This window comes from Rhodocyclaceae bacterium (assembly GCA_020248265.1).
GTDB lineage: Bacteria > Pseudomonadota > Gammaproteobacteria > Burkholderiales > CAIKXV01 > CAIKXV01.
The window spans coordinates 106,252-128,389 of record JADCHX010000021.1 but is presented as its reverse complement, the minus strand read 5'-3'; the positions used below and the strand labels follow the sequence as shown (position 1 = coordinate 128,389).

Annotated in this window: 21 protein-coding genes; 13 read left to right on the top strand and 8 right to left on the bottom strand. The window is 68.4% G+C overall.

Features of this window, described 5'->3' with window-relative positions; genetic code table 11:
• Position 1: 1 nt before the first annotated feature.
• Positions 2-2,470, bottom strand: a complete 2,469-nt coding sequence (locus ING98_17565) for an acetate--CoA ligase family protein (GenBank protein ID MCA3103679.1) — start codon at positions 2,468-2,470, stop codon at positions 2-4.
• Between ING98_17565 and ING98_17560 the strand changes: the two genes are divergently transcribed.
• Together ING98_17560 and ING98_17555 are read left to right on the top strand one after the other, a co-directional pair.
• A complete protein-coding gene (locus ING98_17560; protein ID MCA3103678.1) occupies positions 2,375-3,337 on the top strand; it encodes a tripartite tricarboxylate transporter substrate binding protein in 963 nt (320 codons plus the stop codon). The genes ING98_17565 and ING98_17560 overlap by 96 nt on opposite strands.
• A gap of 80 nt (positions 3,338-3,417) precedes the next feature.
• Positions 3,418-4,374 (top strand): tripartite tricarboxylate transporter substrate binding protein, encoded by a 957-nt coding sequence (locus ING98_17555; GenBank protein ID MCA3103677.1) that lies wholly within the window; start codon positions 3,418-3,420, stop codon positions 4,372-4,374.
• A 12-nt stretch (positions 4,375-4,386) separates the two neighbouring features.
• Here ING98_17555 and ING98_17550 read toward each other — a convergent pair whose 3' ends face one another.
• Both ING98_17550 and ING98_17545 read right to left on the bottom strand, forming a co-directional pair.
• Positions 4,387-5,301: an ROK family protein gene (locus ING98_17550; protein ID MCA3103676.1), complete on the bottom strand. Its 915-nt coding sequence runs from the start codon at positions 5,299-5,301 to the stop codon at positions 4,387-4,389.
• Between the two features lie 41 nt (positions 5,302-5,342).
• Positions 5,343-6,347, bottom strand: a complete 1,005-nt coding sequence (locus ING98_17545) for a tripartite tricarboxylate transporter substrate binding protein (GenBank protein MCA3103675.1) — start codon at positions 6,345-6,347, stop codon at positions 5,343-5,345.
• 151 nt (positions 6,348-6,498) lie between these two features.
• Here ING98_17545 and ING98_17540 point away from each other — a divergent pair, with 151 nt between their 5' ends.
• From ING98_17540 to ING98_17520, 5 genes are read left to right on the top strand one after another with little or no spacing between them, the layout of a single operon-like run.
• Positions 6,499-6,807, top strand: coding sequence for a nitrile hydratase subunit beta (locus ING98_17540; GenBank protein MCA3103674.1), 309 nt, complete (start codon positions 6,499-6,501; stop codon positions 6,805-6,807).
• A complete protein-coding gene (locus ING98_17535) occupies positions 6,804-7,091 on the top strand; it encodes a nitrile hydratase subunit beta (protein MCA3103673.1) in 288 nt (95 codons plus the stop codon). The genes ING98_17540 and ING98_17535 overlap by 4 nt, the downstream gene beginning before the upstream one ends.
• Position 7,092: 1 nt before the next feature.
• On the top strand, positions 7,093-7,758 hold the full coding sequence (nthA, locus tag ING98_17530) for a nitrile hydratase subunit alpha (GenBank protein ID MCA3103672.1): 666 nt from the start codon (positions 7,093-7,095) through the stop codon (positions 7,756-7,758).
• A complete protein-coding gene (locus ING98_17525) occupies positions 7,755-8,765 on the top strand; it encodes an ABC transporter substrate-binding protein (protein MCA3103671.1) in 1,011 nt (336 codons plus the stop codon). Before nthA ends, ING98_17525 begins: the two co-directional genes overlap by 4 nt.
• A gap of 21 nt (positions 8,766-8,786) precedes the next feature.
• Entirely contained in the window at positions 8,787-9,245 is a 459-nt protein-coding gene (locus tag ING98_17520; GenBank protein MCA3103670.1) for a GNAT family N-acetyltransferase, read from the top strand.
• On the opposite strand, the gene ING98_17515 is transcribed toward ING98_17520, so the two are convergent.
• The 3 genes from ING98_17515 to groES all read right to left on the bottom strand — a co-directional run bounded on the left by ING98_17515 (position 9,221) and on the right by groES (position 12,114).
• A complete protein-coding gene (locus tag ING98_17515; protein ID MCA3103669.1) occupies positions 9,221-9,952 on the bottom strand; it encodes a hypothetical protein in 732 nt (243 codons plus the stop codon). The genes ING98_17520 and ING98_17515 overlap by 25 nt on opposite strands.
• Positions 9,953-10,119: 167 nt before the next feature.
• Complete coding sequence (gene groL / locus ING98_17510) at positions 10,120-11,766, bottom strand: chaperonin GroEL (GenBank protein ID MCA3103668.1); 1,647 nt, start codon at positions 11,764-11,766, stop codon at positions 10,120-10,122.
• Positions 11,767-11,823: 57 nt separating this feature from the next.
• Positions 11,824-12,114, bottom strand: a complete 291-nt coding sequence (gene groES / locus ING98_17505) for a co-chaperone GroES (protein MCA3103667.1) — start codon at positions 12,112-12,114, stop codon at positions 11,824-11,826.
• A gap of 506 nt (positions 12,115-12,620) precedes the next feature.
• On the opposite strand from groES, the gene ING98_17500 reads away from it, so the two are divergent.
• Genes ING98_17500 through ING98_17475 form a run of 6 tightly spaced genes read left to right on the top strand, consistent with a single transcriptional unit; the run spans position 12,621 to position 19,876 of the window.
• Positions 12,621-13,901, top strand: a complete 1,281-nt coding sequence (locus tag ING98_17500; GenBank protein MCA3103666.1) for a hypothetical protein — start codon at positions 12,621-12,623, stop codon at positions 13,899-13,901.
• Between the two features lie 25 nt (positions 13,902-13,926).
• A complete protein-coding gene (locus ING98_17495; protein ID MCA3103665.1) occupies positions 13,927-14,754 on the top strand; it encodes an alpha/beta fold hydrolase in 828 nt (275 codons plus the stop codon).
• Complete coding sequence (locus ING98_17490) at positions 14,751-16,100, top strand: adenosylmethionine--8-amino-7-oxononanoate transaminase (GenBank protein MCA3103664.1); 1,350 nt, start codon at positions 14,751-14,753, stop codon at positions 16,098-16,100. The genes ING98_17495 and ING98_17490 overlap by 4 nt, the downstream gene beginning before the upstream one ends.
• Positions 16,101-16,107: 7 nt before the next feature.
• Positions 16,108-17,577: an MBL fold metallo-hydrolase gene (locus tag ING98_17485; GenBank protein ID MCA3103663.1), complete on the top strand. Its 1,470-nt coding sequence runs from the start codon at positions 16,108-16,110 to the stop codon at positions 17,575-17,577.
• Complete coding sequence (dacB, locus tag ING98_17480; GenBank protein MCA3103662.1) at positions 17,574-19,085, top strand: D-alanyl-D-alanine carboxypeptidase/D-alanyl-D-alanine-endopeptidase; 1,512 nt, start codon at positions 17,574-17,576, stop codon at positions 19,083-19,085. The genes ING98_17485 and dacB overlap by 4 nt, the downstream gene beginning before the upstream one ends.
• Complete coding sequence (locus tag ING98_17475; protein MCA3103661.1) at positions 19,082-19,876, top strand: hypothetical protein; 795 nt, start codon at positions 19,082-19,084, stop codon at positions 19,874-19,876. Before dacB ends, ING98_17475 begins: the two co-directional genes overlap by 4 nt.
• A 67-nt stretch (positions 19,877-19,943) precedes the next feature.
• On the opposite strand, the gene ING98_17470 is transcribed toward ING98_17475, so the two are convergent.
• Together ING98_17470 and ING98_17465 are read right to left on the bottom strand one after the other, a co-directional pair.
• On the bottom strand, positions 19,944-21,113 hold the full coding sequence (locus tag ING98_17470; protein ID MCA3103660.1) for a hypothetical protein: 1,170 nt from the start codon (positions 21,111-21,113) through the stop codon (positions 19,944-19,946).
• Between the two features lie 13 nt (positions 21,114-21,126).
• On the bottom strand, positions 21,127-22,134 hold the full coding sequence (locus ING98_17465; protein ID MCA3103659.1) for a tripartite tricarboxylate transporter substrate binding protein: 1,008 nt from the start codon (positions 22,132-22,134) through the stop codon (positions 21,127-21,129).
• Between the last annotated feature and the right edge of the window lie 4 nt (positions 22,135-22,138).

Here is a 22,138-nt window from a genome sequence, read left to right as displayed (position 1 = left end):
CTCACGCCATCACGATCAGCCAGTCGACCGCCACCGCGCCGTCGGCCGTGAGCATGATCGGATTGAGGTCGAGCTCCGCCACGCGCGGTCCGGCAGCGGCGGCCAGGCGCGATACCGCGCAGATGAGTTCGACCAGCCGGGCGCGGTCGACCGGCGGCTTGCCGCGCACCCCGTCCAGGATCGCCCGGCCGCGCAGGTCGTCGAGCATGCCGGCCGCCTGCGCCGGGGTGACCGGCGCGCTGCGGAAGGTGACATCCTTGATCACCTCGACCAGCACGCCACCGATGCCGGCCATCACGACCGGGCCGAACACCGGATCCTGGCTCACGCCCAGCACGAACTCGGCATCGCCGGGCATCATCTTCTGCACGATGATGCCGTCTATGCGCGCCTCGGGCAGGTTGCGCTTCATGTTGCCCTGGATCACCGTCCAGGCATCGCGCACCGCAGCCTCGTCGGCAAGGCCGAGTTTCACGCCGAGCACCTCGGTCTTGTGCAGGATGTCCGGGGATTCGATCTTCATCGCGACCGGGTAGCCGAGCGCGGCCGCCGCCTCGACGGCCTGATCGACGGTCGTGGCCAGCCGCACCGGCGCGGCGTCGATGCCGGCTTCGGCCAGAAGCGCCGAGCCTTCAAGCGTTGTAAGCGCCCGCTTCTGCCCGGACAACCGATCCAGCGTGGGCAACATCGGCAGCGCGATCGATTCGCGGGCTTCGCGGTCGGCCAGCCAGCGCCGCCGGGCCTCGCTGAAATGCACCAGGCCGGCCAGGGCATCGACCGACGGCTCGGCCATCCGGATGACCGGGATGCCCGCAGCCCGCAGTGCAAGCAGCGCCTGCTCGGGGATGCTGACCCAGCACACCACCAGCGGCTTGTCGTACTTCGCCTTGATGGCCTTGAAGATGTCGACGTTCATCTGCCACAGCTTCTCGGTCAGCGACAGCCACATGATCGCGACGTGCACGTTGGGGTCTTCGAGCACGATCTCGATGCTCTTCTGGATCAGCGTCGGGTCGACCAGCCCCTGCGCGGTGACATCGACCGGATTGCCGATCGCACCGAACACCGGCACCACTTCCTTGAGCCGGGCGCGGGTCTCGGGCGTGAACTGCGCCATCTCGAGCCCGAGTTCGCCCGCGCGATCGGCCATGATCACGCCGGCGCCCCCGGAGCGCGTGATCACCGCCATGCCGTTGCCGGCCGCGGGCGGGCAGCTCGACAGCACCTCGACCATGTCGAGCAGTTGTTCTTCGTTGCGCACCCGCAGCAGCCCGAACTGCCGGGCCACGCCATCGAATACCGCATCGGCACCGGCCAGTGCGCCGGTGTGGGATGCCGCAGCGCGCGCCCCGGCGGCGGTACGGCCGACCTTGATCGCGACCAGCGGCTTGCCGTTGTCGATCGCGTAGCGGGCGGTCTCGATGAACCGTTCGCCGTTACGCAGCCCCTCGATGTAGCCCGAGCCGACGCGGATCGCCGGGTCTTCCAGCACCGCGCGCATCGCCTCCGACCACTCGACGTCGACTTCGTTGCCGGTGTTGATGAAGTAGCCGAAATTGAAATGCCGGCGCCGGGCGGTGCTGTTGGTGGCAGTGCCGAGCGCACCCGACTGCGTGACGAACGCCGCTGGTCCGGGCGGCGTCGGGCCGCTGGCGAACTGACTGAAGGTCGCCATCACGTTGCGCGAGGCATTGATGAAGCCGAGGCAGTTCGGGCCGAGCATGCGCATGCCGGTGTCCGCGATCGCCTGCCGGACTTCCTGTTCCCGCTGCGCGCCTTCCGGGCCGGTCTCGGAGAAGCCGGAACTGAACACCACCGCGGCACGCACGCCGCGTGCGGACAGCTCGCGCAGGGTCTTCGCGACGATCGCCGCCGGCGTGGCAACGATGGCCAGGTCGATGCCGTCGGGCAGCGACTGCACGTCCGGGTAGCAGGTGAGGTCGGCGATGCGGTCGTACTTCGGATTGACCGGATAGACGCCACCGTCGAACTTCTTGTCGACCAGCGCGCGCACCGTGCGGCCGTTCAGCTTCTCCGGATCGCCGGAGGCGCCGAGCACCGCGATCGCGCGCGGATCGAACAGCGGTTGCAGCGACCCGCGTGCGGCCGGCGCGTGCGCCGACGGCGACTCTGGCTGGAAGCCGGGCTGCGAGCCCGGCGGTAGGGACGGCTGCTTCTGGTCGGTCACGGCTGGCTCGGTCACGGTTGCTGCATGGGGCGCCGACGATAGCGCAACCGCCGTGGCCGGGCAATTTGGGCAGGCCAGGCCACCTGCGGCGATGTGGCACCATAGACACGCGAGGAGAACGACATGGACGACACGACACGCCGCACGAACGGCATGCACCCGATACGACCGACAGTCTGGGTCCGCATGACGCAGGCACTGACACTGGCCACGGCCGCGCTGCTGGCGGTCACGGCGGCACAGGCGCAATCGTTCCCGTCGCGGGCGGTGCGCCTGGTACATACCTTCCCGGCCGGCGGCCCGGTCGATTTCGTCACGCGTGGCGCCGCAGACGAACTGTCGAAACTCTGGGGCCAGCCGGTGATCGTCGATCCGCGTCCCGGTGGCGGTGGTTCGATCGGCAACGAGATCGTGCGCGTATCCCCGGCGGACGGCTACACCCTGCTCACCGGCACGCATTCCGGAATGGTCGCCGCGCCGCTGCTGATTCCCGCAGTGAAATACCACCCGCTGAAAGACTTCACGCCGATCACCCAGATGGTGAACAGCCCGTTCTTCCTGGTCGCCCATGCGCAGCTTCCCGCGAACAACCTGAAGGAAGTGATCGCGCTGATGAAGGCGCAGCCGGGCAAGCTCAACTACGGCTCGGTCGGACAGGGCAGCTCGACGCACCTTGCTTTCGAGATGTTCGCCTTCACGGCCGGCGTGCAGGCGCTGCACGTGCCCTACAAGGGCACCACGCCGATGGTCGTCGACCTGCTAGCCGGCACGCTGCAGCTGACCATCACCAGCATCCCGACCGTGCTGCCTTACGTCAAGAGTGGCAAGCTGAAGGTCATCGCCAACGGGTCCACGAAACGTTCGGTCGCGCTGCCGGACGCCCCGACCTACGGCGAGGCAGGATTGCCCGGCTTCGAGTCGGTCACCTGGTACGGGCTGTTCGGGCCGGCCCGCCTGCCCGCCGCCCTGGTGCAGGAGATCAGTGCGACCGCGCGCAAGGCGCTGGCCAGCCCGCCCCTGCTCACGCGCTACAGTGAGGCGGGCCTGGAGACGATCGCCAGCACGCCGGAGCAGTTCAGCAGATTCGTCGGCCAGGAGTACGAGCGCTGGGCCAGGCTGATCAGGCAGGCCGGGATCACCGCACAATGACGCGCACGCACCGGATGCAGGCTCCCCCGATCGCCGCTTCGCGCAGCGCGGCCGCAGCGTCGATGCTGGTCGGTGCATCGATGTTCGCCGCCGCCGCGCCCGCCGCCGCAGCGAGTGCCAGCGCCGCCGCCGCGGAGCCCTGGCCCTCGAAGCCGATCCGTTTCGTCGTCCCGTTCCCGCCAGGCGGCCCGCTCGACATCAGCGCGCGGCTGATCGGCAGCCGGCTGGCGGAACGTTTCGGTCAGCCGGTGCTCGTCGACAATCGTCCCGGCGCCGGCGGCAGCCTCGGTGCGCAACTGGTCGCACGCTCGGCGGGGGATGGCTACACGCTGCTGATGGGCGCGCTGTCCACGCACGCGGTCAATCCCTACCTGTACCCGGCCGTCGGCTACGACGCGGTGCGCGACTTCACGCCGGTGACGCTCGTCGCGAACGTGCCCAACGTGCTGGTCGTGCATCCGTCGGTCAAGGCAGATTCGGTACAGGCGCTGGTCGCGCTGGCCCGGGCGCGGCCCGGCGGGCTCGCCTTCGCGTCGGGCGGCAGCGGCAGTGGCGGGCATCTGGCCGGCGAACTGCTGAAGACCGCGGCGAAGATCGAACTGGTGCATGTGCCGTACAAGGGTGCTGCGCCGGCACTGGCCGACCTCGTCGGCGGACAGGTCCCGATGATGTTCGACAACCTTGCCTCGGCATTGCCGCAGGTGCGCGCCGGCAAGGTGCGGGCACTCGCGGTCACGACCCGCACCCGCAGTGCCTTCCTGCCGGAACTGCCGACGATGCAGGAAGCCGGCGTGCCCGGCTTCGACATCAGCACCTGGTTCGGCGTGTTCGCGCCCGCCGGGCTGCCGGCACCGATCCTCGACCGCCTGCACCGTGCGATCGTCGACAGCCTGCAGTTGCCGGAGGTGCGCGAACGGCTGGCCACCTTCGGGTCGGAACCGGTCGGCAACACCCCGGCGCAGTTCGCCGCGTTCATCCGCGCCGAACAACCGAAGTACGCGCGCATCATCCGCGACTCCGGCGCGCGCGCCGACTGAATACCGGCGGGCTCAGCCCTGCGCCGGCCAGAGCCAGGCGGCGCCGCGTACGCCGGACGAATCTCCGTGGCGGTTGCGCACCAGCAACGTATCCACACGGTCGGAGAACACATGCGCGCCCCAGAGCGCGGGGATGCGCTCGTACAGGCGATCGATGTTCGACAGGCCGCCTCCGAGCACGATCACGTCCGGGTCGAGCAGGTTGATCACGCCCGCCAGCGCGCGGGCCGCGCGCCCGCAGTAGCGTTCCAGCGTATCCACGCACCGGGCATCGCCCGTCGCTGCCCTGGCGGCTACTGCCTGCGCAGACAGCGCCTGGCCGGTCGTACGCAGATGGTCGGCAGCCAGGGCCGGGCCGGACAGCCAGGTCTCGACGCATCCGGCGCGGCCGCAGTAGCAGTCGGGACGCGGCCAGTCATGCTCGTCCATCAGCGGCAGCGGGTTGTGCCCCCATTCGCCGGCAATCGCGTTGCGGCCTTCGAGCACGCGCCCGTCGACCACGACGCCTCCGCCAACGCCGGTGCCCAGGATCACGCCGAACACCACGCGCGCTCCAGCGGCAGCGCCATCCGTTGCCTCGGACAACGCGAAGCAGTTCGCGTCGTTGGCGAAGCGCAGCGGCCGGGCGAGCCGTGCTTCGAGGTCGGCCGCGAGTGCGCGGCCGTTCAGGCAGGTCGAATTGGCGTTCTTCAGCCGGCCGGTCACGCTGGAGAACGCGCCAGGGGTGCCAACCCCGACCCGGGCTGGCCCAAGGGGCGCAAGCGACGGGTCGGACTCGATCCCGGCGACCAGCGCGACAATCGCCTCGAGCGTCGCTTCGTAGTCGCCCTGCGGCGTCGGGCGGCGCATGCGTACGCGCTGCGCGCCCTGCGCATCGATCGCGATCGCCTCGATCTTGGTGCCGCCGAGGTCGATCCCGATGCGCAGCGATGCGCTGCCGCGCTCGTCGATGCCTGGACCGGCGGTGGTCACTCGGCCTTGATGTTCGCCTGCTTCGCCACCTCGACGAAGCGCTGCGCCTGCTGGGCGATGAACTTGTCGAACTCGCGCGCACCCATCGGGATCGGGTCTGCGCCCAGCGTGCGGAAGCGCTCGCGGATCTCCGGCAGGTTCAGCACGCGCACGACCTCGGCGTTCAGGCGATCGACGATCGGCCGCGGCGTTGCCGCCGGGGCGAGCAGGCCGAACCAGGTGTCGTAGCGGAAACCGGCCAGGCCCGCTTCGGCAATGGTCGGGGTGTCGGGCATCTGCGGCTGGCGCTTGGCTACCGTGATGCCCAGGGCGTTGACCTTGCCACTGGCGGTCTGCGGGATCGCATTCGGCATCGGCGTGATCGTGTAGTTCACGGTACCCGCGATCACGGCGTTGAGCGCCTCGGGGATGCCCTTGAACGGTACGTGCGTGGCCTGGATACCGGCCATGCTGTTGAACAGTTCAGCGACGAAGTGGGTCGACGATGCGATACCGCCGGAGGAGAAGTTCATCGAGCCGGGCTTGGCCTTCGCCTGGGCGATGAGTTCCTTCACGGTCTTCGGGCCGCTCGCCGCGGTGACCAGCACCGAGGCCACGTTCACCGTGGTGCTGATGCCGGCGAAGTCTTTCAGGATGTCGTACGGCAGCTTGGCGGTCACCGCCGGGCCGATCGCATGCGAGGCCGACACCGAAAGGATGGTGTAGCCGTCGGGGTTGCCGCGCGCGACGAGTTCACCGGCGACGATGCCACCGGCGCTGGGTCGGTTGTCGATCACCACCGGTTGCTTGAGACCGTCGGACAGTTTCTCGGCAACGACCCGTGCCGAGATGTCGACCACGCTGCCGGCGGAGAAGCCCACCATGATGCGCACCGGCCGCTGGGGGAACTCCTGGGCAGACGCTGCGGGGGCGGCGATGGCGAAAACCACTGCGGCCGCGAGCGGCATGCCAGCGTGCGCGCGGCGCGGGACGGTTCCGGCAGGCGTGGAAAGGCGGTTCATCGAAGGACCTCTGGAGGATTGGGAAATCGGGACGGCAATGATGTTCATCCGCGCCCCTTTAGGCAAGTGCCGGGCGTGCTGACGGCGCTGCACACGGCTCGGCGCTGATGCAGAATAGGCCTATCGACGCTCAAGCCTGAAAGGCCCGGCCATGAAGGGTTACCACGACATCGGCGGCGAGCCCGCCGGCGAGATCCCGAAGCAGGAACACGAGATGATGCTCTGGGAGAAGCGAGTGGAGGCGATGCTGCTGCTGCTCTCGCAGAAAGGCGTGATGCGCGTGGACGAAAACCGGCGTGGCCTGGAATCGGTCGGCGCCGAGGTCTACCACGGCGCCGGCTACGCGCAGCGGCGCATCCAGTCGATCAGCACCAACCTGATCGCCAAGGGGCTCATCTCGATCGAGGAACTGGCCGCCAAGGTCGCCGACATCGAGCAGCGCAGGGACGTGCTGCCATGAACCCCGGAACGCTCTCGCCCGGCGACACCGTCGCGGTGCTCGACGCCGACGTGCCCGGCCACATCCGCACACCGTTCTACGTGCGCGGCAAGCGCGGCGTGATCGAACGCGCGGTCGGCCCCTTCCGCAATCCCGAGGAACTGGCCTACGGCCGCAGCGGCGAGCCCAAGCGCATGCTGTACCGGGTGCGCTTCGCACAGGCCGAGGTCTGGCCCGACTACCAGGGCCCCGCGGTCGACACCATCGACGTCGACCTCTACGAACACTGGCTCAGGAAGGCCTGACATGCACATCGGACACGACCACCCGCACGCGCACGGCGAAGCCGGCGCAATCGATCCGCACGCACCGCAGCGCGACCACGATGACACCCTCGACTACTACCGCAAGCTCGAGATCGCGGTGCGCGAACTGCTGATGGAGAAGAACGTGCTCACCGCCGACGAGGTCCGGCGCACGGTCGAGAGCTACGACAGCCGCACGCCGGAAGGCGGCGCGCGCGTGGTCGCTCGCGCCTGGGTCGACCCGGCCTTCAAGGGGCTGCTGCTGCAGGACGCCACCGCCGCCTGCGAATCGCTGGGCTTCGACATGAACGTGTTCGACGTGAAGCTCACGGTGGTCGAGAACACGCCGAAGGTGCACAACGTGATCGTCTGCACCCTCTGCTCGTGCTACCCGCGCATGCTGCTGGGCATGCCGCCGGCCTGGTACAAGAGCCGCGCCTACCGCGCGCGGCTGGTGCGCGAACCGCGCGCGGTTCTGCGCGAGTTCGGCACCGTACTGCCCGACGATGTCGCGGTGCGGGTGCACGACTCCACGGCCGACCTGCGCTACATCGTGCTGCCGATGCGCCCGGAAGGCAGCGAAGGCATGTCCGAGGCGCAGCTCGCGCAACTGGTGTCGCGCGACAGCATGGTCGGCGTCAGCGCGCTGCCGGCGGTGAAGGCTTGAGCCTGCCGAAGATCACCGGCGCGGTCGGGCTTTTCGACCGCACGCGGGCGCTGCTCGACGGGCGGGCTCCGGTCGAAGGCTTCGACGTCGCCTGGACCTCGGGCGAACTCGAAAGCCTGTTCTCGCGCGCGTTCGAAACCGCCGAGTTCGACATCACCGAACTGTCGTTCTGCAACTACCTGATCGCCACTGCACGCGGTGCCTCGCCGTACGTCGCGCTGCCGATCTTCCCGACCCGCTGCTTCCGCCATCACGCGATGTTCGTGCGTGGCGCGGCCGGCATCCGTACGCCGAAGGACATCGAAGGGCGCCGGGTCGGCACGCGCGAGTTCACGAATACCGTGTCGCTGGTGGTGCGCGGCATCTGGGCAGACTACTACGGCGTCGACCTGTCGAAGGTGCGCTGGGTGGTCGGCGATGTCGACCGCCAGGAGCGCGCACAGGTCACCGCACCGAAGCTGCGCAACGGCTGGTCGATCGAGACCTCGGGCGGGCGCTTTCTCGCCGACCTGGTCGCCGAGGGCGGGCTCGACGCCCTCTGCGCATACACGCCGCCACGTACCTTCGACGGGCGCACCGTGATGCGCATGTTCCCCGACTACGCCGCCGAAGAGCAGCGCTACTGGCGCGACACCGCACTGTTCCCGATCATGCACGTGATGGTCGTGCGGCGAAGCATCCTCGACGCGCATCCGTCACTGGCACCCGCGCTGATGGCAGCGTTCGCCAAGGCACGCGACCTCGCGGTGGCAGACCTCGAGATCGAGCAGGCGCCGAAGGTGATGCTGCCGTGGACGCCCACGCACCTGGAGCAGACGCGCGGCGTCATGGGCCATGATTTCTGGCCGTATGGCGTAGCTTCGGGCGTGGGTGCCGGCGATGCACCCGAGAACCGGCGCACGGTCGAGACGCAGATCGGCTGGGCGCATGCGCAGGGCCTGATCGACCGCCCGGTCACGCTGGACGAGTTCTTCGCCCCCGGCGCGCTGCAGCTGGCTCGCTGCTGAGCGCCCCGGGACGACCGACCGATGCACGCCACCGTGGCCATCCGCCCGATCGAGCCGCGCGACCAGCCGCAGTGGCAGGTACTGTGGGCGGGCTACCTGGCTTTCTACGAAGTCGCGCTCGATGCCGCGACCACGCAGGTGCTGTGGTCGCGCCTGTTCGACCCGGCCTCGACCGTACACGGGCTGGTGGCGGAAGGTGCCGACGGCAGCGCGATCGGCCTCTGCCACTACATCCTGCATGCGAACACCTGGGAGATCGCGCCGGTCTGCTACCTCGAAGACCTGTACGTGCAGCCGGGCGAACGTGCGCGCGGCGTGGGCGCGGCACTGATCGAGCACCTGTGCGGGCGCATGCGCGACGAAGGCTGGTCACGCATCTACTGGATGACGCGCGAAGACAACTACCGCGCGCGGGGCCTGTACGACCGCTTCGCGAAGCGCGACGCGTTCGTACGCTACGTCGTCCGGCGCCCGGGCTGAGCCGCGAGCGGGATCGCGAGCGCGCGGGCAGCGGCTTCGAAGCGGTCCGCGCGCGTGACGATCAGGTACGCGGCCGCATTGGCGCTGCCCTCCGGCGGCCACGGGCGATCGATCCGGAATCCCCGGCAGGGATGCGCGAGGTATGTCATCAGGGCGTTGAACCCCGACAGGACCGCGTCGACATCGAGCCGACTGCCCAGGCGCGACACACTGAACGCGTGCCGCTGCCCGAGGTAACGGAACATCACCAGCATCCGGCCACGATAAAGCACCTGCCTGACTTCGGTCAGCGCGACGCTGGGGCGGGCCGCCGCTGAGAGGTCTGCAAGCAACCGGTCGGCACGGGGCTGGCCGGCACCAGCCTCGAGGCTGCACTCGACAAGCTGGCGGCCGAACAGCGCCGCCCATAGCGGTGCCGGGTCCTCGATCGCCGCCACGGGGTCGGCGATCGCCGCATCGAGCAGCGCCGTACCGGCCGGCGTCATCGGCCGGAAACCGTGCTGGAGCAGGAACGCGCCGATCCTGGCGCCCGAGAGCGCACGCTGCTGCCAGATGAACGGAGAACGCCGCCAGGGCTGGATCGCCCAGTTCACCCGAGGCTCGAGTGCGTCCGCTCGGTCGTCAGGCGCGCGTGCCTGTTCGGCGCGCGCGGCGCCATTGAACCTCTGCAGCAGTCGAAGTACGGCCGGCGGAGTCATGTCGTTCACGCTTCGCGCTTGAAATCACGCGCATTCTACGTGCAACCGGGGTGCATCCGGGGCCTGGCGCGGCTGTACCGCGCACGAAAAAAAGCCCCGCCGAAGCGGGGCTCTTCTGAAACAGGTCCAGTCGGGCCCGCGCATGCGCGGGCCGTTCCGGAGGCCGGGAGGCCTTGTTACATGTCCATCCCGCCCATGCCGCCCATGCCGCCGTGGTTGTGGCCGGCGTGGCCGCCTGCGTCATCCTTCGCCGCCTCGGCAACCATCGCGTCGGTGGTGAGGATCAGGCCGGCAACCGAGGCTGCGTTCTGCAGCGCGACGCGCGCGACCTTGGTCGGGTCCAGCACGCCCATCTCGACCATGTCACCGTACTGGCCGGTGGCGGCGTTGTAGCCGAAGTTGCCCTTGCCTTCGACGACCTTGTTGACGACGACCGAAGCCTCGTCACCGGCGTTCGAAGCGATCTGGCGCATCGGCTCTTCGATCGCACGCAGCACGATCTTGATGCCGGCTTCCTGGTCGATGTTGTCGCCCTTCAGCTTGCCCAGGTTGGAACGGGCACGCACCAGCGCCACGCCGCCGCCGGGGACGATACCTTCTTCGACAGCCGCACGGGTCGCGTGCAGCGCGTCTTCGACGCGGGCCTTCTTCTCTTTCATCTCGACTTCGGTCGCCGCACCGACGCGTACCACCGCAACGCCGCCGGCGAGTTTCGCAACGCGCTCCTGCAGCTTCTCACGGTCGTAATCGCTGGTGGCTTCCTCGATCTGCGCACGGATCTGCTTGATGCGCGACTCGATGCTCGCCTTGTCGGCGTGGCCGTCGATGATCGTGGTCTCTTCCTTGCCCACTTCGATGCGCTTGGCCTGGCCGAGGTCGGTCAGGGTGGCGTTCTCGAGCTTCAGGCCGACTTCTTCGGCGATGACCGTGCCGCCGGTCAGGATCGCGATGTCTTCCAGCATGGCCTTGCGGCGGTCGCCGAAACCCGGGGCCTTGACGGCGCAGGTCTTCAGGATGCCGCGGATGTTGTTCACCACCAGGGTGGCCAGCGCCTCGCCGTCGACTTCCTCGGCGATGATCAGCAGCGGACGGCCGGCCTTGGCGACCTGCTCGAGTACGGGCAGGAGATCACGGATGTTCGAGATCTTCTTGTCGTGCAGGAGGATGTAGGGGTTCTCGAGTACCGACTGCTGCTTCTCGGCGGTGTTGATGAAGTAGGGCGAGAGGTAGCCACGGTCGAACTGCATGCCCTCGACGATGTCGAGTTCGTTCTCGAGCGACTTGCCGTCTTCGACGGTGATCACGCCTTCCTTGCCGACCTTGTCCATCGCCTTGGCGATGATGTCGCCGATGTCGCTGTCGGAGTTCGCCGAGATCGAGCCGACCTGAGCGATTTCCTTGTTCGTCGTGCAGGGCTTGCTGATCTTCTTCAGTTCGGCAACGACCGACTCGACGGCCTTGTCGATGCCGCGCTTCAGGTCCATCGGGTTCATGCCGGCGGCAACGTACTTCATGCCTTCCTGCACGATCGACTGGGCCAGCACGGTCGCGGTGGTGGTGCCGTCACCGGCGATGTCGGAGGTCTTCGAAGCGACTTCCTTCAGCATCTGCGCGCCCATGTTCTCGAACTTGTCCTTCAGCTCGATTTCCTTGGCGACGGAGACACCGTCCTTGGTCACGGTCGGGGCACCGAAGCTGCGCTCGAGCACGACGTTGCGGCCTTTCGGGCCGAGGGTGACCTTGACCGCATCGGCCAGCACGTTCACGCCGACGACGATCTTGGACCGTGCGCTGTCGTGGAATTTGACGTCTTTAGCTGCCATGTCTGAATCTCCTGAATTCTGGGGTTGTTCTGCTGCGGAACGAAGAGCCGGGGGCGGTTACAGCTCGACCACGCCCATGATGTCTTCCTCGCGCATCACGAGGAACTCTTCGCCCTTGACCTTGACGGTCTGGCCAGAGTACTTGCCGAACAGGACACGGTCGCCGACCTTCACGTCCAGCGGACGGGTCTTGCCGTCGTCGAGGATCTTGCCGTTTCCGATGGCGATGACTTCGCCCTGGTCGGGCTTTTCAGCGGCGGTGTCGGGGATGACGATGCCGGAGGCGGTCTTGCGCTCTTCTTCGAGGCGGCGGACCACGACGCGGTCGTGCAACGGACGGATTTTCATGTGTGGATCTCCTGCTTGGATGACTGCTGTTGGACACAACCGAGTGCCGGAGGCGTGTGGCCGGTACGCTGCCTGCCGCCCGACCTGCTAGCACTCGCCGAAATCGAGTGCTAATAATAGACGGGCTGCGCGGACAATTGCAAGTGCCTCGACATGTTCAACCGGAGCAGCCCTTCCGAGAACACGGCAATCCCTTTACCCCGCGCCACGACAGTCCCGCTGCGAGGGCTCCAAGCCGACAGTAAGCACGTGCTCAGCTCTCTCGCCAGCCTGCGATGCTCCATCGGTCACCGGCCCGGCGGGTCAACCTGTCCCGGCTGCGGCCGATAAAGAAAGCGAGCCTGTTGTGGCGAATCCGACTCGCTTCTGCCGGATTCGGGCCACTCGCGCAGGTACTGTGCACGGATGTAAGGCTTGCGACGTTAAACTACAGGATTGCCCTGATTTTCCACTTCGACGCGCCCCGGTGCTGCCTGCCGCCGCCGTCCGTGTACCACCCCAAAAGCATGCGCCTCCCCGCTCCAGCACAACTCGTCCAGCCGCTTCCCGCATCGTTCGGACGCCGCCGCGCGCTCGCCTCCGGACTGCTCTCGCTGGCCGTCGGAGGCCTGCCGGCACTGGCGGGCGCCCAGGGGCGCATGCCGTCCCAGCAGGCGCAACCGCAACCGGCCGTCATCCCGGCCAGCCTGTCGCCGCTCCCCCAGGCCGACCGGCGGCTCACTGCCGCAGCGCAACTGATGGCCGGCATCGTCCCGTCTGCCGGCGATCCGGTGATCGACCGTTTCGTCGCACTCGACGCGTTCAAGGCACACCAGGAATGGATGCGCGAGCAGTGGGCTCCAGTGCGTGCCCGGCTGCTGGCAATGGAAGGCTGGCGCGATCAGAACATCCGCATCCCGGATGCTCGAAGCCGGACGATGCTCTATCCGTTCAGCGGCCCCGACTTCCTCAACGCGTACGCGCTTTTCCCGAACCATGCGCGCTACGTGTTCTTCAGCCTGGAGCGTCCGAGCGCACTGCCGGACCTCTCCACCAAGTCGCCGCAGGAGTTCGCTGAACTTCTGGCGAGCGTGCGCGAAGCACTGCGCGACATCTTCGAACGCAACTACTTCATCACCTCCTACATGAGCCGCCAGCTGACCGCGCCGCGACTGCGCGGTACGGTACCGGTGATCGCGGTGATGATGGCGCTGTACAACCGACAGATCGTGTCGGCCGAGCCGGTGGACCTGTTCCCCGAACTCACCGCCGCCTACGCGGATCCCGCCAGCAAGCGTCCGCGCATGCCGTTGCGCGGGATGCGCATCGTGTTCATGGACCCGGCGACCCGCACCACGCAGTCGCTGCAGTACTTCTCGCTGGACGCAACCGACCGCGCGCTCGCGTTCTACCCGGAATTCACCACCTGGCTGAGCCGCCAGGGCCCGGCCACCGCGCTGGTGAAGTCTGCGTCCTACCTGCTGCACGACCGGCAGTTCCTGCAGGTGCGCGAGGCACTGCTGACGACCGCCGATACCGTGGTGCAGGACGACACCGGCGTGCCATACCGCGTACTGCGTCAGGCCGGCTGGGATGTGCAGTTGTACGGCGAGTACCGCAAGCCGATCCCCCCACTGTCCTACGGCTACCAACGCGACCTGCAGGAGTCGTTCATCAAGAATGGCAATCCGGCCCGGCTGCCGTTCCCGTTCGGCTACCACTGGCGCGAAGGCGGGGCTGGCTCCGGCCTGCTTATCGCGACACGCCCGCTGACCACCGCGGGCGCGCAGGCCACCATCGTTCGCTGAACGTCGAACGCCCGGCCACGCCCGCATGGTGACCGGCACCGACTTCACCTTGCCGCCCGGCACCGTGCGCGGCACGTTCGAGGCGCCGGACGGTATCGGGCTGTCGTTCCTTCAGTCGGGCGTGCGCTCCGCCCGGCCATCGTTCCTGCTGCTGCCAGGCTGGAGCATGCCGGCCTGGATCTGGGCTGGGCAGTTCGGCCCGCTCTCGGCCGATCGTGCGGTGTTCGCGCTGGATCCGCGCGGGCAGGGCGAATCGGATCGCCCGACGGAGGGTTACGACATCCGCACCCGTGCGCGCGACCTGCATGCGTTCGCCGCTTCGATCGCGCCGGTAGTGGTGGTCGGCTGGTCGCTGGCGGCACTGGAGACCCTGCACGCCATCCATCAGTTCGGCAGCATGCCGTTCGCCGGCGTCGTGCTGGTCGACAGCTCGGTCGGTGAAGAACCGGCGCCGCCCGCTGGCTCACCGTTCATCGATGCGCTCCAGGCCGATCGCGAATCCGCCCTGGACGGTTTCGTGCGCGCGGTCTTCGCGAGCGGCCGACCCGAGGCGGAAATGCGTGCGCTGGTGGACGGCGCGCTGCGCATGCCGCTGGCGGCGAGCATCGCGCTGTTCCCCCGCGACATCCCGCGCGAGTACTGGCGCGAGGTCGTGCGGTCGATCGAGCTCCCGCTGCTCTACGCAGTGTCTCCGCAGTTCCAGGAACAGGCATGGAACCTGCGCCTGCAGCGGCCGCGTACGCAGGTCGAAGTATTCCATCGCTCGGGCCATGCATTGTTCGCGGACGAACCGGACCGGTTCAACCGGCTGCTGATCCACTTCGCACGCAAGCTCGGCGGCCCGCCCGCATGAGTGCAAACGACACGCTGCTCGCGCGCAGCCTCGCGCACGTGTGGAATCCGTGCACGCAGATGAAGCAGCACGACACCTGGCCGATGGTGCCGATCGCGCGCGGCGACGGCGCATGGCTGTACGACCTCGAAGGCCGCCGCTACCTCGACGCCATCAGCTCGTGGTGGGTGAACCTGTTCGGCCATTGCAATCCGCGCATCGGTGGTCCACTGACCGAACAATTGCGCACGCTCGACCACGTGATGCTCGCCGGCTTCACGCATCCGCCGGTGGTGGAACTGTCGGAGCGGCTCAGCGCACTGGCACCGCGCGCATCCGACAGCAGGTTGTCCGCGAGCAGCGCCCCCCTCGGCCATGCCAGTTACGCCAGCGACGGCGCCTCGGCGACCGAGATCGCGCTGAAGATGGCCTTCCACTACTGGCGCAACCGCGGCCAGCCATCGAAGCAGCGTTTCATCGCGCTGGCCGGCAGCTACCACGGCGAGACGCTCGGCGCCCTTTCGGTGACCGACCTGGCATTGTTCCGCGATGCATATGCGCCGCTGCTGAAGCTGCCGCTGATCGTGCCCGCCCCCGGCCCCGCCACCGCCCAGCCCTGCTGCGCCGGCTGCACCGCCGACGCGCTGGCGGCACTGGAAGCCGAACTCGAACGATCCGCGGGATCGGTCGCGGCGATGATCGTCGAGCCGCTGGTGCAGGGCGCCTCCGGCATGCGCATGTACCACCCCGACTACCTCGCCGGCGCACGCACCCTGTGCACGAAGCATGGCGTCCTGCTGATCGCCGACGAGATCATGACCGGCATGGGCCGCACCGGCACGATGTTCGCCTGCGAGCAGGCGGGCATCCAGCCGGACTTTCTCTGCCTGTCGAAGGGCATCACCGGCGGCTACCTGCCGCTGTCGGTCGTGCTGACCACCGACGAGGTTTACGACGCGTTCTACGACGACAGCAGCGCGCGTGCGTTCCTGCATTCGCATTCGTACACCGGCAACCCGCTCGCCTGCCGGGCTGCGCTCGCAACGCTGGACATCTTCGCGCAGGACGGTACGGTCGAGACGAACCGTGCGCGCTCGCTGCAGGTCACCGCGCGCGCACAACCGCTGACTGCCCATCCGCGGGTGCGCAACTTCCGCAACCTCGGCATGATCTGGGCCTTCGAGGTCGATTGCGAAGACACCGCGTTCGGCCGCCGGCTGTTCACCGCCGCCCTCGAGCGGGAACTGCTGCTGCGCCCGATCGGCACCACCGTCTACTTCATGCCACCCTACATCCTCGACGATGCGCAGGTCGCGCACCTGGTCGATGCCACCCTCGATGCGCTGCATGCGGTGCTGAAAGACTGATCCGACCATGCTCGCGACTGAACCGACACTCACCTTCCTCGGCGGCATCGGCGAAGTCACCGGCTCCTGCTACCTGGTCGAGATGCCCGGGCTGCGCTTCCTCGTCGATTGCGGGATGTTCCAGGGTGGGCGCGAAGCCGCCGACAAGAACCGCCGTCCGTTCCCGTTCGACCCGGCTGCGCTCGACTTCGTGCTGCTGACCCATGCGCACATCGATCACAGCGGGCTGCTGCCGAGGCTCGCTGCCGAAGGGTTCTCCGGCGCGATCCACGCGACGGCGCCCACGGCAGACCTCGCCGCGGTGATGCTGCGCGACTCCGCGTTCATCCAGCAGAAGGAAGCCGAGTGGTCGCGCAAGTCGGCCCGGTCAGCGGCCAGCCAGCACGGCTCGAAGCATCCGCAGCGCCGACACGACGACAGGGAAGTCGATCCGCTGTACCGCATGGCCGATGCCGAGCGGGCGATCGCGCTGTTCTCCGGCACCCGCTATGAGGCGCCGTTCGAGCCGCATCCGGGCGTGCGGGTCGTGTTCCGCGATGCCGGACACATCCTCGGGTCGTCCAGCGTCGAGGTCACGCTCGTCATGCCTGGCGGTACGCATCGCATCGTGTTCTCGGGCGACCTCGGCCAGCCTGGCCATCCGATCGTGCGCGATGCGGTACCCGTACCCCTGGCCGACACGCTGCTGGTCGAATCGACCTACGGCGACCGGATGCACCGCCCGATGGAGGCAACGCTGGACGAACTGGTCGAGGCACTGACCAGCGCACTCGTCGAGCGCAAGGGCAATGTCGTGATCCCGGCCTTCGCGGTGGGCCGCACGCAAGACCTGCTGATGCTGCTGATCCGCCTGACCCGCGATGGCCGGTTGCCGCCGATGGAGGTCTACGTCGACTCGCCGCTGGCCACGAGCGCGACACAGATCACCCTGAAGCACCATGCGGAACTCGACGATGAAGCCGCGCACCTCGGCCGATGGCTTGCGTCGGCAAAGGGGTATCCGCGCATCCATTTTTCGGAGTCGGTCGAAGACTCCATGTTCATCAACACGATCCGCGACGGTGCCGTGATCATTTCCGCCAGCGGCATGTGCGATGCAGGGCGGATCAAGCATCACCTGAAGTACAACCTGCCCCGTCCGGAATGCACGGTGATCATCACTGGCTTCCAGGCGCAGGGCACCCTGGGCCGGCGCATCGTCGACGGTGCACGGCTGGTGCGCCTGTTCGGGGAGGAGGTTCCGGTCCGCGCGCGGGTATTCACCATCGGCGGGCTGTCGGCTCATGCCGACCAGGGTGCGCTGCTCGGCTGGCTCGCCGGGTTCCGGCAGCCGCCCGACCATACCTGGGTCGTGCATGGCGAGGCCGGCGCCGCCTCCGCCTTCGCGCAAGTGGTCGGCGACCGGCTCGGCTGGACCGCCGCGGTGGCAGAACCCGGGCAAGCGATCGTGCTGGCGTTGAAGCCGCCGGTGCCATGACCGCGACCTTCGCCCGCAGCCAACGCGGTACGCGGACGCTGTTGCGCGCCGCCCGCGCGGCCTGCATCGCCATCCTGCTGCCGCTCGCGCTACCCTCGGTGGCACAGCCTGGCAACGGCACCGGCAACGGCGCGCAGCTGCGCGGCCGCACGCCGACGGTGGTCGCGAACGCGCTGGCCCGCTCGGGCATCCCGGAATCGGCAGTCGGCCTGCTGGTGCAGGACCTCGACGGCGGCGAACCCGTGGTCGCGCTCAACGCCGACAGCGTGATGAACCCCGCCTCGACGATGAAGCTGCTGACCACCTTCGCAGCGCTCGAACTGCTCGGTCCCTCGTTCACCTGGCGCACCGAGATGGTGACCCAGGCGCCGCAGCGCGGAGACGTACTCGACGGCGACCTGGTGATCCGCGGCAGCGGCGATCCCCGGCTGACCCAGGAGGCGTTCTGGCTGATGCTGCGCACCCTGCGTGCACGCGGCATCCGCGAGATCCGCGGCGACCTGGTACTCGATCGCAGCGCGTTCGCGATCGAGGCGCGCGATGCGTCGGTATTCGACAACGAGCCTTCGCGGCCCTACAACACACCGCCCGACGCGCTGCTGGTCAACTTCCGCGCGGTCATGGTGCGCCTGCTGCCCGACCCTCAGCGCGGCGCAGTCACGGTGAGCCTCGAGCCGCCGCTGCCGCAGGTCGCGCTGGTCGTGACAGTGAAGCCGGACGCATCGCCCGACTGCGGCAATCCGTTCGCGAAGCTCGCGGTCGACGTGCAGGGCACGGCTGCCGCCGCGAAGGTGACCGTCACCGGGAGCTATCCGCTCGCCTGCGGCGAGCGCGCCTGGCCGATCAGCGTGCTGTCGCACCGTGAGTATGTGGCCGGACTGTTCCAGCAACTGTGGCGCGATCTGGGCGGCACGCTGACCGGGCAGGTGCGTGAAGGCAGCGCCGGGGAGCGGCCGCGCGTGCTGGCGGCGCACGTGTCGCCGGCGCTGTCGGAGATCGTGCGCGACATCAACAAGTGGAGCAACAACGTGATGGCCCAGCAGCTCTACCTCGCGCTCGGCGTGCAGGGGCAGGGGCCGGGCGTTCCCGCCACCTGGGCCCGCTCGTCGCAGGCCGTCGCCGACTGGGCACGCAGCCGCCGGCTGTCGCTGCCCTCGCTGGTGGTGGAGAACGGGTCCGGCCTGTCGCGCATCGAGCGCATCACGCCGAAGGGGCTGTCAGACCTTCTGGTGGCCGCGTTCCGCTCGCCGGTGATGCCGGAACTGATGGCTTCACTGCCGCTGGTCGCCAGCGACGGCACGATGCGCAGGCGGCTGGCCAACTCGGGCATCGCCGGGCAGGCGCACATCAAGACCGGCTCATTGAACGACGTGCGCGCGATCGCCGGCTACGTGCTCGATGCACGCGGACGGCGCAGCGTGGTGGTGATGATCGTCAACCATCCGAAGGCACTGGCCGCGCAGCCTGCATTCGACGCGCTGCTCGGCTGGGCCCACCAGCGGCCGTGACAGGCGGCACGGCACGCAGGCATCCGTCGAACGCGGCACTGGCGCTGTGCGGGCTCGCGGTCGTGATGGCCATCGGCGCGGCGCTGCTGCCGCCGCTGCCGCAGCCCCCGGAGTACCACCAGTTCGCGGATCGCCGAGCCTGTGGCTGGCTGCCCAACTGCCTGGATGCCGGATCGAACCTGCTGTTCATCCTGGCCGGCACGATCGGGCTGGCCTTCCTGTGGCGACAGCGCCATCGGCCGCTGTTCGAGCACCGCGCGGAGGCCATTCCCTACTGCACGTTCTTCATCGGCATTGCGTCGATCGGGCTGGGTTCGGGCTACTACCACCTCGATCCCGACAACCATGGGCTGCTGATCGATCGCCTCGCGATGATGCTGGCATTCATGGCATGGTTCGCGGCGATCGTCTGCGAGCGCGCCGGCGTGCGCCACGGCCTGCGCCTGCTGCCCGTGTTCCTCGCCGCCGGCATCGGCAGCGTGCTCTACTGGGGCTGGAGCGAAGCCCGTGGTGCCGGCGACCTGCGTCCCTACCTGCTGATGCAGGCCTGGCCGATGGCCTGCATCGTCGCCCTGGTCTGGCTGTACCCGCCACGCTACACGCGCGGCGGCCTCGTCGTGTCGGTCATTGCCCTGTACGCACTGGCGCTCGCATTCGACCGCAACGACCGACTGGTGTTCGATGCGACCGGAGGCATGGTGAGCGGCCATACGATCAAGCATGTACTGTCAGCCATCGCGGCACTGGTAGTCGTAGCCTACCTTTCGCGCCGGCGGATGCTGACGGACTGACGTTCTTCGACTGACGCTCTTCGACTGACGCTCTTCGACTGACGCTCTTCGACGGACCCGACCCGTCTCAGCCGATCCGCTCGTGCAGCAGCGTGTTCTTCTTCAGCAGCGCCTCGTCGATGTGCACGCCCAGGCCGGCCCCCTTCGGCACATCGACATGGCCGTCGCGCACCCGGAACTCGCTCTCCGGGCACAGCGGATCCTTCACATGCGCGTTCAGGCCGAACACGAACTCGGCGGCACCCATCATGCGCGCGGCCGGCGTGCTGGCATAGAAGTGCGCACCGGCAGCCGCCTCGAGTTGCGACTGCACCGCCAGCCCGCCGCAATTGAGCTGCACGTTCGCCGCCTCGGCTACCGCGGCGATCTTCTTGCCAGCCGTGAGGCCGCCGACCTTGTACAGCTTGATGCACAGCGCATCGACCGCGCGCGCCTCTGCGAGCGCCCATGCGTCCTGCAGCGTGAACACGCCCTCGTCGGCCATCACGGGCACGCCCCCGGCCGCCTGGCGGATCTGCGCCAACCCGCGCAGGTCCCGGCGTTCGATCGGCTGCTCGATGTAGCCCAGGCCCATCGGCTTGAGCTCCGCGATGGCGAGCAGGCTGTCGGCGAGCGTCCAGCCGGTATTCGGATCGATGCCGATCATCACCTCGTCGCCCACAGCCGCGCGCACCGCAGCGAACACCTTCACGTCATGGCGCCAGCCGCGCCGGTCGGCCATCTTCAGGCACAGCACGCGGATGCCGAACTCGTTCACCGCACGCAGCGATTCATCGATCACCGTCTGCACGTCCTGGGCCATGCTGACCGACCACTCCAGCGGGATACGCGGCTGGCAGCAGCCACCGATCAGATCGTGCACCGGCCGGCCGAGCGCCTTGCCCTGCGCGTCGCGCACCGCGATGTCGAGCACCGCGCGTGCGGCCGGGTTGCCGGCGAGGCGGTTGTCGAACATCTCGTTGATCGACTCGCTGTCGAACAGCGACCGCCCGATCATCGCCGGGCCGTAGAACTCACGGATCGCCGCCACCATGCTCTGCGTGGTGTCGGCGACGAAGTGGCCGGGGCTGATCGGGCGGATCTGCCCGTAGCCGACCACGCCGTCGGCATGCACCTTCACCAGCACCGGCTTGCTGGTGATGCTGTCGTCCGGCCCGGTGTCGTAGGTGCCGCTGGCGAAGATGCGTTTCAGGCGCGTCGACAGCGCGGTGACGTGGATCTCGATGCGTTCGATCATGTAGCCATCCTGTTCAATCGGTGCGCAGGCGGAGGTCGCCGACCATCCGGCTCCAGCGGGCGTTCTCTTCCTTCAGCAGCGCGGCGAACTGCTCCGGCGTTCCACCCACCGGCTCGATCCCAAGCGTCGCCATCTGTTCGCGCACCGCAGGCACCGCGAGGGCCTGGTTTGTGTCGCGGTTGATGCGCGAGACCACGTCGGCCGGCGTGCCCGCCGGTGCCAGCAGCCCGAACCAGGTGACGACCTCGAAGCCCGGCAGGCCGCCCTCGGCGACGGTCGGGAACTCCGGCAGGATCGCCGAGCGCTTGCCCGCCGTGACCGCCAGCCCGCGCAGCTTGCCGGCTCTGATGTGCTGGATCATGTTTGTGATGTTGAGGAACATGATCGGCACCCGGCCGCCGATCACGTCCACCACGGCAGCGGCATCGCCCTTGTAGAACACCGGTGTCATCTGCACCTTCGCCATCCGCGCGAAGAGTTCCCCGGCCATGTGGGGCGAAGAGCCCACGCCACCAGTCGCGAACGAGAGTTCACCGGGCCGGGTGCGGGCGAGTGCCACCAGGTCCTTGATCGATTTCACCGGCATCGACGGCGTCACCACGACCAGCAGCGTGTTCTGCGCGGCGATCACGACTGGCGTGAAATCCCTGATCGGGTCGTAGGGCAGCTTCGGCATCATGTAGGGCACCACGGCATGCGTGGTCTGGGTGGCCATGATCATGGTGTAGCCGTCCGCCGGTGCGCGCGCGACGAACTCGGCGGCGATCGTGCCACTCGCGCCGGCGCGGTTCTCGACGACCACGGTGCGCCCGAACCGCTCGCCGAGCTGCTGCGCGACCGTGCGGCCGATGGTGTCGGTGGCACCACCCGGCACGAAACCGACGACGATGCGCACCGGCTTCGACGGCCAGGCAGGTGCCTGGGCCAGGGCACTGCCAGCCGTGCATGCCACTGCCGCCGCGAGCAGCGCGGGAACCGCCGCAGCCGGGTGCGGCGACCTGCGGGAAAGGCGCGAGTCCATGTCG

What these genes read in the sequence shown, in the direction of transcription:
- ING98_17560 (MCA3103678.1), top strand. Translation starts at nt 2,375, where the DNA reads ATGACGCAGGCACTGACACTGGCCACGGCCGCGCTGCTGGCGGTCACG.
- ING98_17565 (MCA3103679.1), bottom strand. Translation starts at nt 2,470, where the DNA reads ATGTACCAGGCGCACCGCCCGCGACGGGAACGATTGCGCCTGTGCCGC.
- ING98_17555 (MCA3103677.1), top strand. Translation starts at nt 3,418, where the DNA reads ATGTTCGCCGCCGCCGCGCCCGCCGCCGCAGCGAGTGCCAGCGCCGCC.
- ING98_17545 (MCA3103675.1), bottom strand. Translation starts at nt 6,347, where the DNA reads ATGAACCGCCTTTCCACGCCTGCCGGAACCGTCCCGCGCCGCGCGCAC.
- ING98_17540 (MCA3103674.1), top strand. Translation starts at nt 6,499, where the DNA reads ATGAAGGGTTACCACGACATCGGCGGCGAGCCCGCCGGCGAGATCCCG.
- ING98_17535 (MCA3103673.1), top strand. Translation starts at nt 6,804, where the DNA reads ATGAACCCCGGAACGCTCTCGCCCGGCGACACCGTCGCGGTGCTCGAC.
- nthA (MCA3103672.1), top strand. Translation starts at nt 7,093, where the DNA reads ATGCACATCGGACACGACCACCCGCACGCGCACGGCGAAGCCGGCGCA.
- ING98_17520 (MCA3103670.1), top strand. Translation starts at nt 8,787, where the DNA reads ATGCACGCCACCGTGGCCATCCGCCCGATCGAGCCGCGCGACCAGCCG.
- groL (MCA3103668.1), bottom strand. Translation starts at nt 11,766, where the DNA reads ATGGCAGCTAAAGACGTCAAATTCCACGACAGCGCACGGTCCAAGATC.
- groES (MCA3103667.1), bottom strand. Translation starts at nt 12,114, where the DNA reads ATGAAAATCCGTCCGTTGCACGACCGCGTCGTGGTCCGCCGCCTCGAA.
- ING98_17500 (MCA3103666.1), top strand. Translation starts at nt 12,621, where the DNA reads ATGCGCCTCCCCGCTCCAGCACAACTCGTCCAGCCGCTTCCCGCATCG.
- ING98_17495 (MCA3103665.1), top strand. Translation starts at nt 13,927, where the DNA reads ATGGTGACCGGCACCGACTTCACCTTGCCGCCCGGCACCGTGCGCGGC.
- ING98_17490 (MCA3103664.1), top strand. Translation starts at nt 14,751, where the DNA reads ATGAGTGCAAACGACACGCTGCTCGCGCGCAGCCTCGCGCACGTGTGG.
- ING98_17485 (MCA3103663.1), top strand. Translation starts at nt 16,108, where the DNA reads ATGCTCGCGACTGAACCGACACTCACCTTCCTCGGCGGCATCGGCGAA.
- dacB (MCA3103662.1), top strand. Translation starts at nt 17,574, where the DNA reads ATGACCGCGACCTTCGCCCGCAGCCAACGCGGTACGCGGACGCTGTTG.
- ING98_17470 (MCA3103660.1), bottom strand. Translation starts at nt 21,113, where the DNA reads ATGATCGAACGCATCGAGATCCACGTCACCGCGCTGTCGACGCGCCTG.
- ING98_17465 (MCA3103659.1), bottom strand. Translation starts at nt 22,134, where the DNA reads ATGGACTCGCGCCTTTCCCGCAGGTCGCCGCACCCGGCTGCGGCGGTT.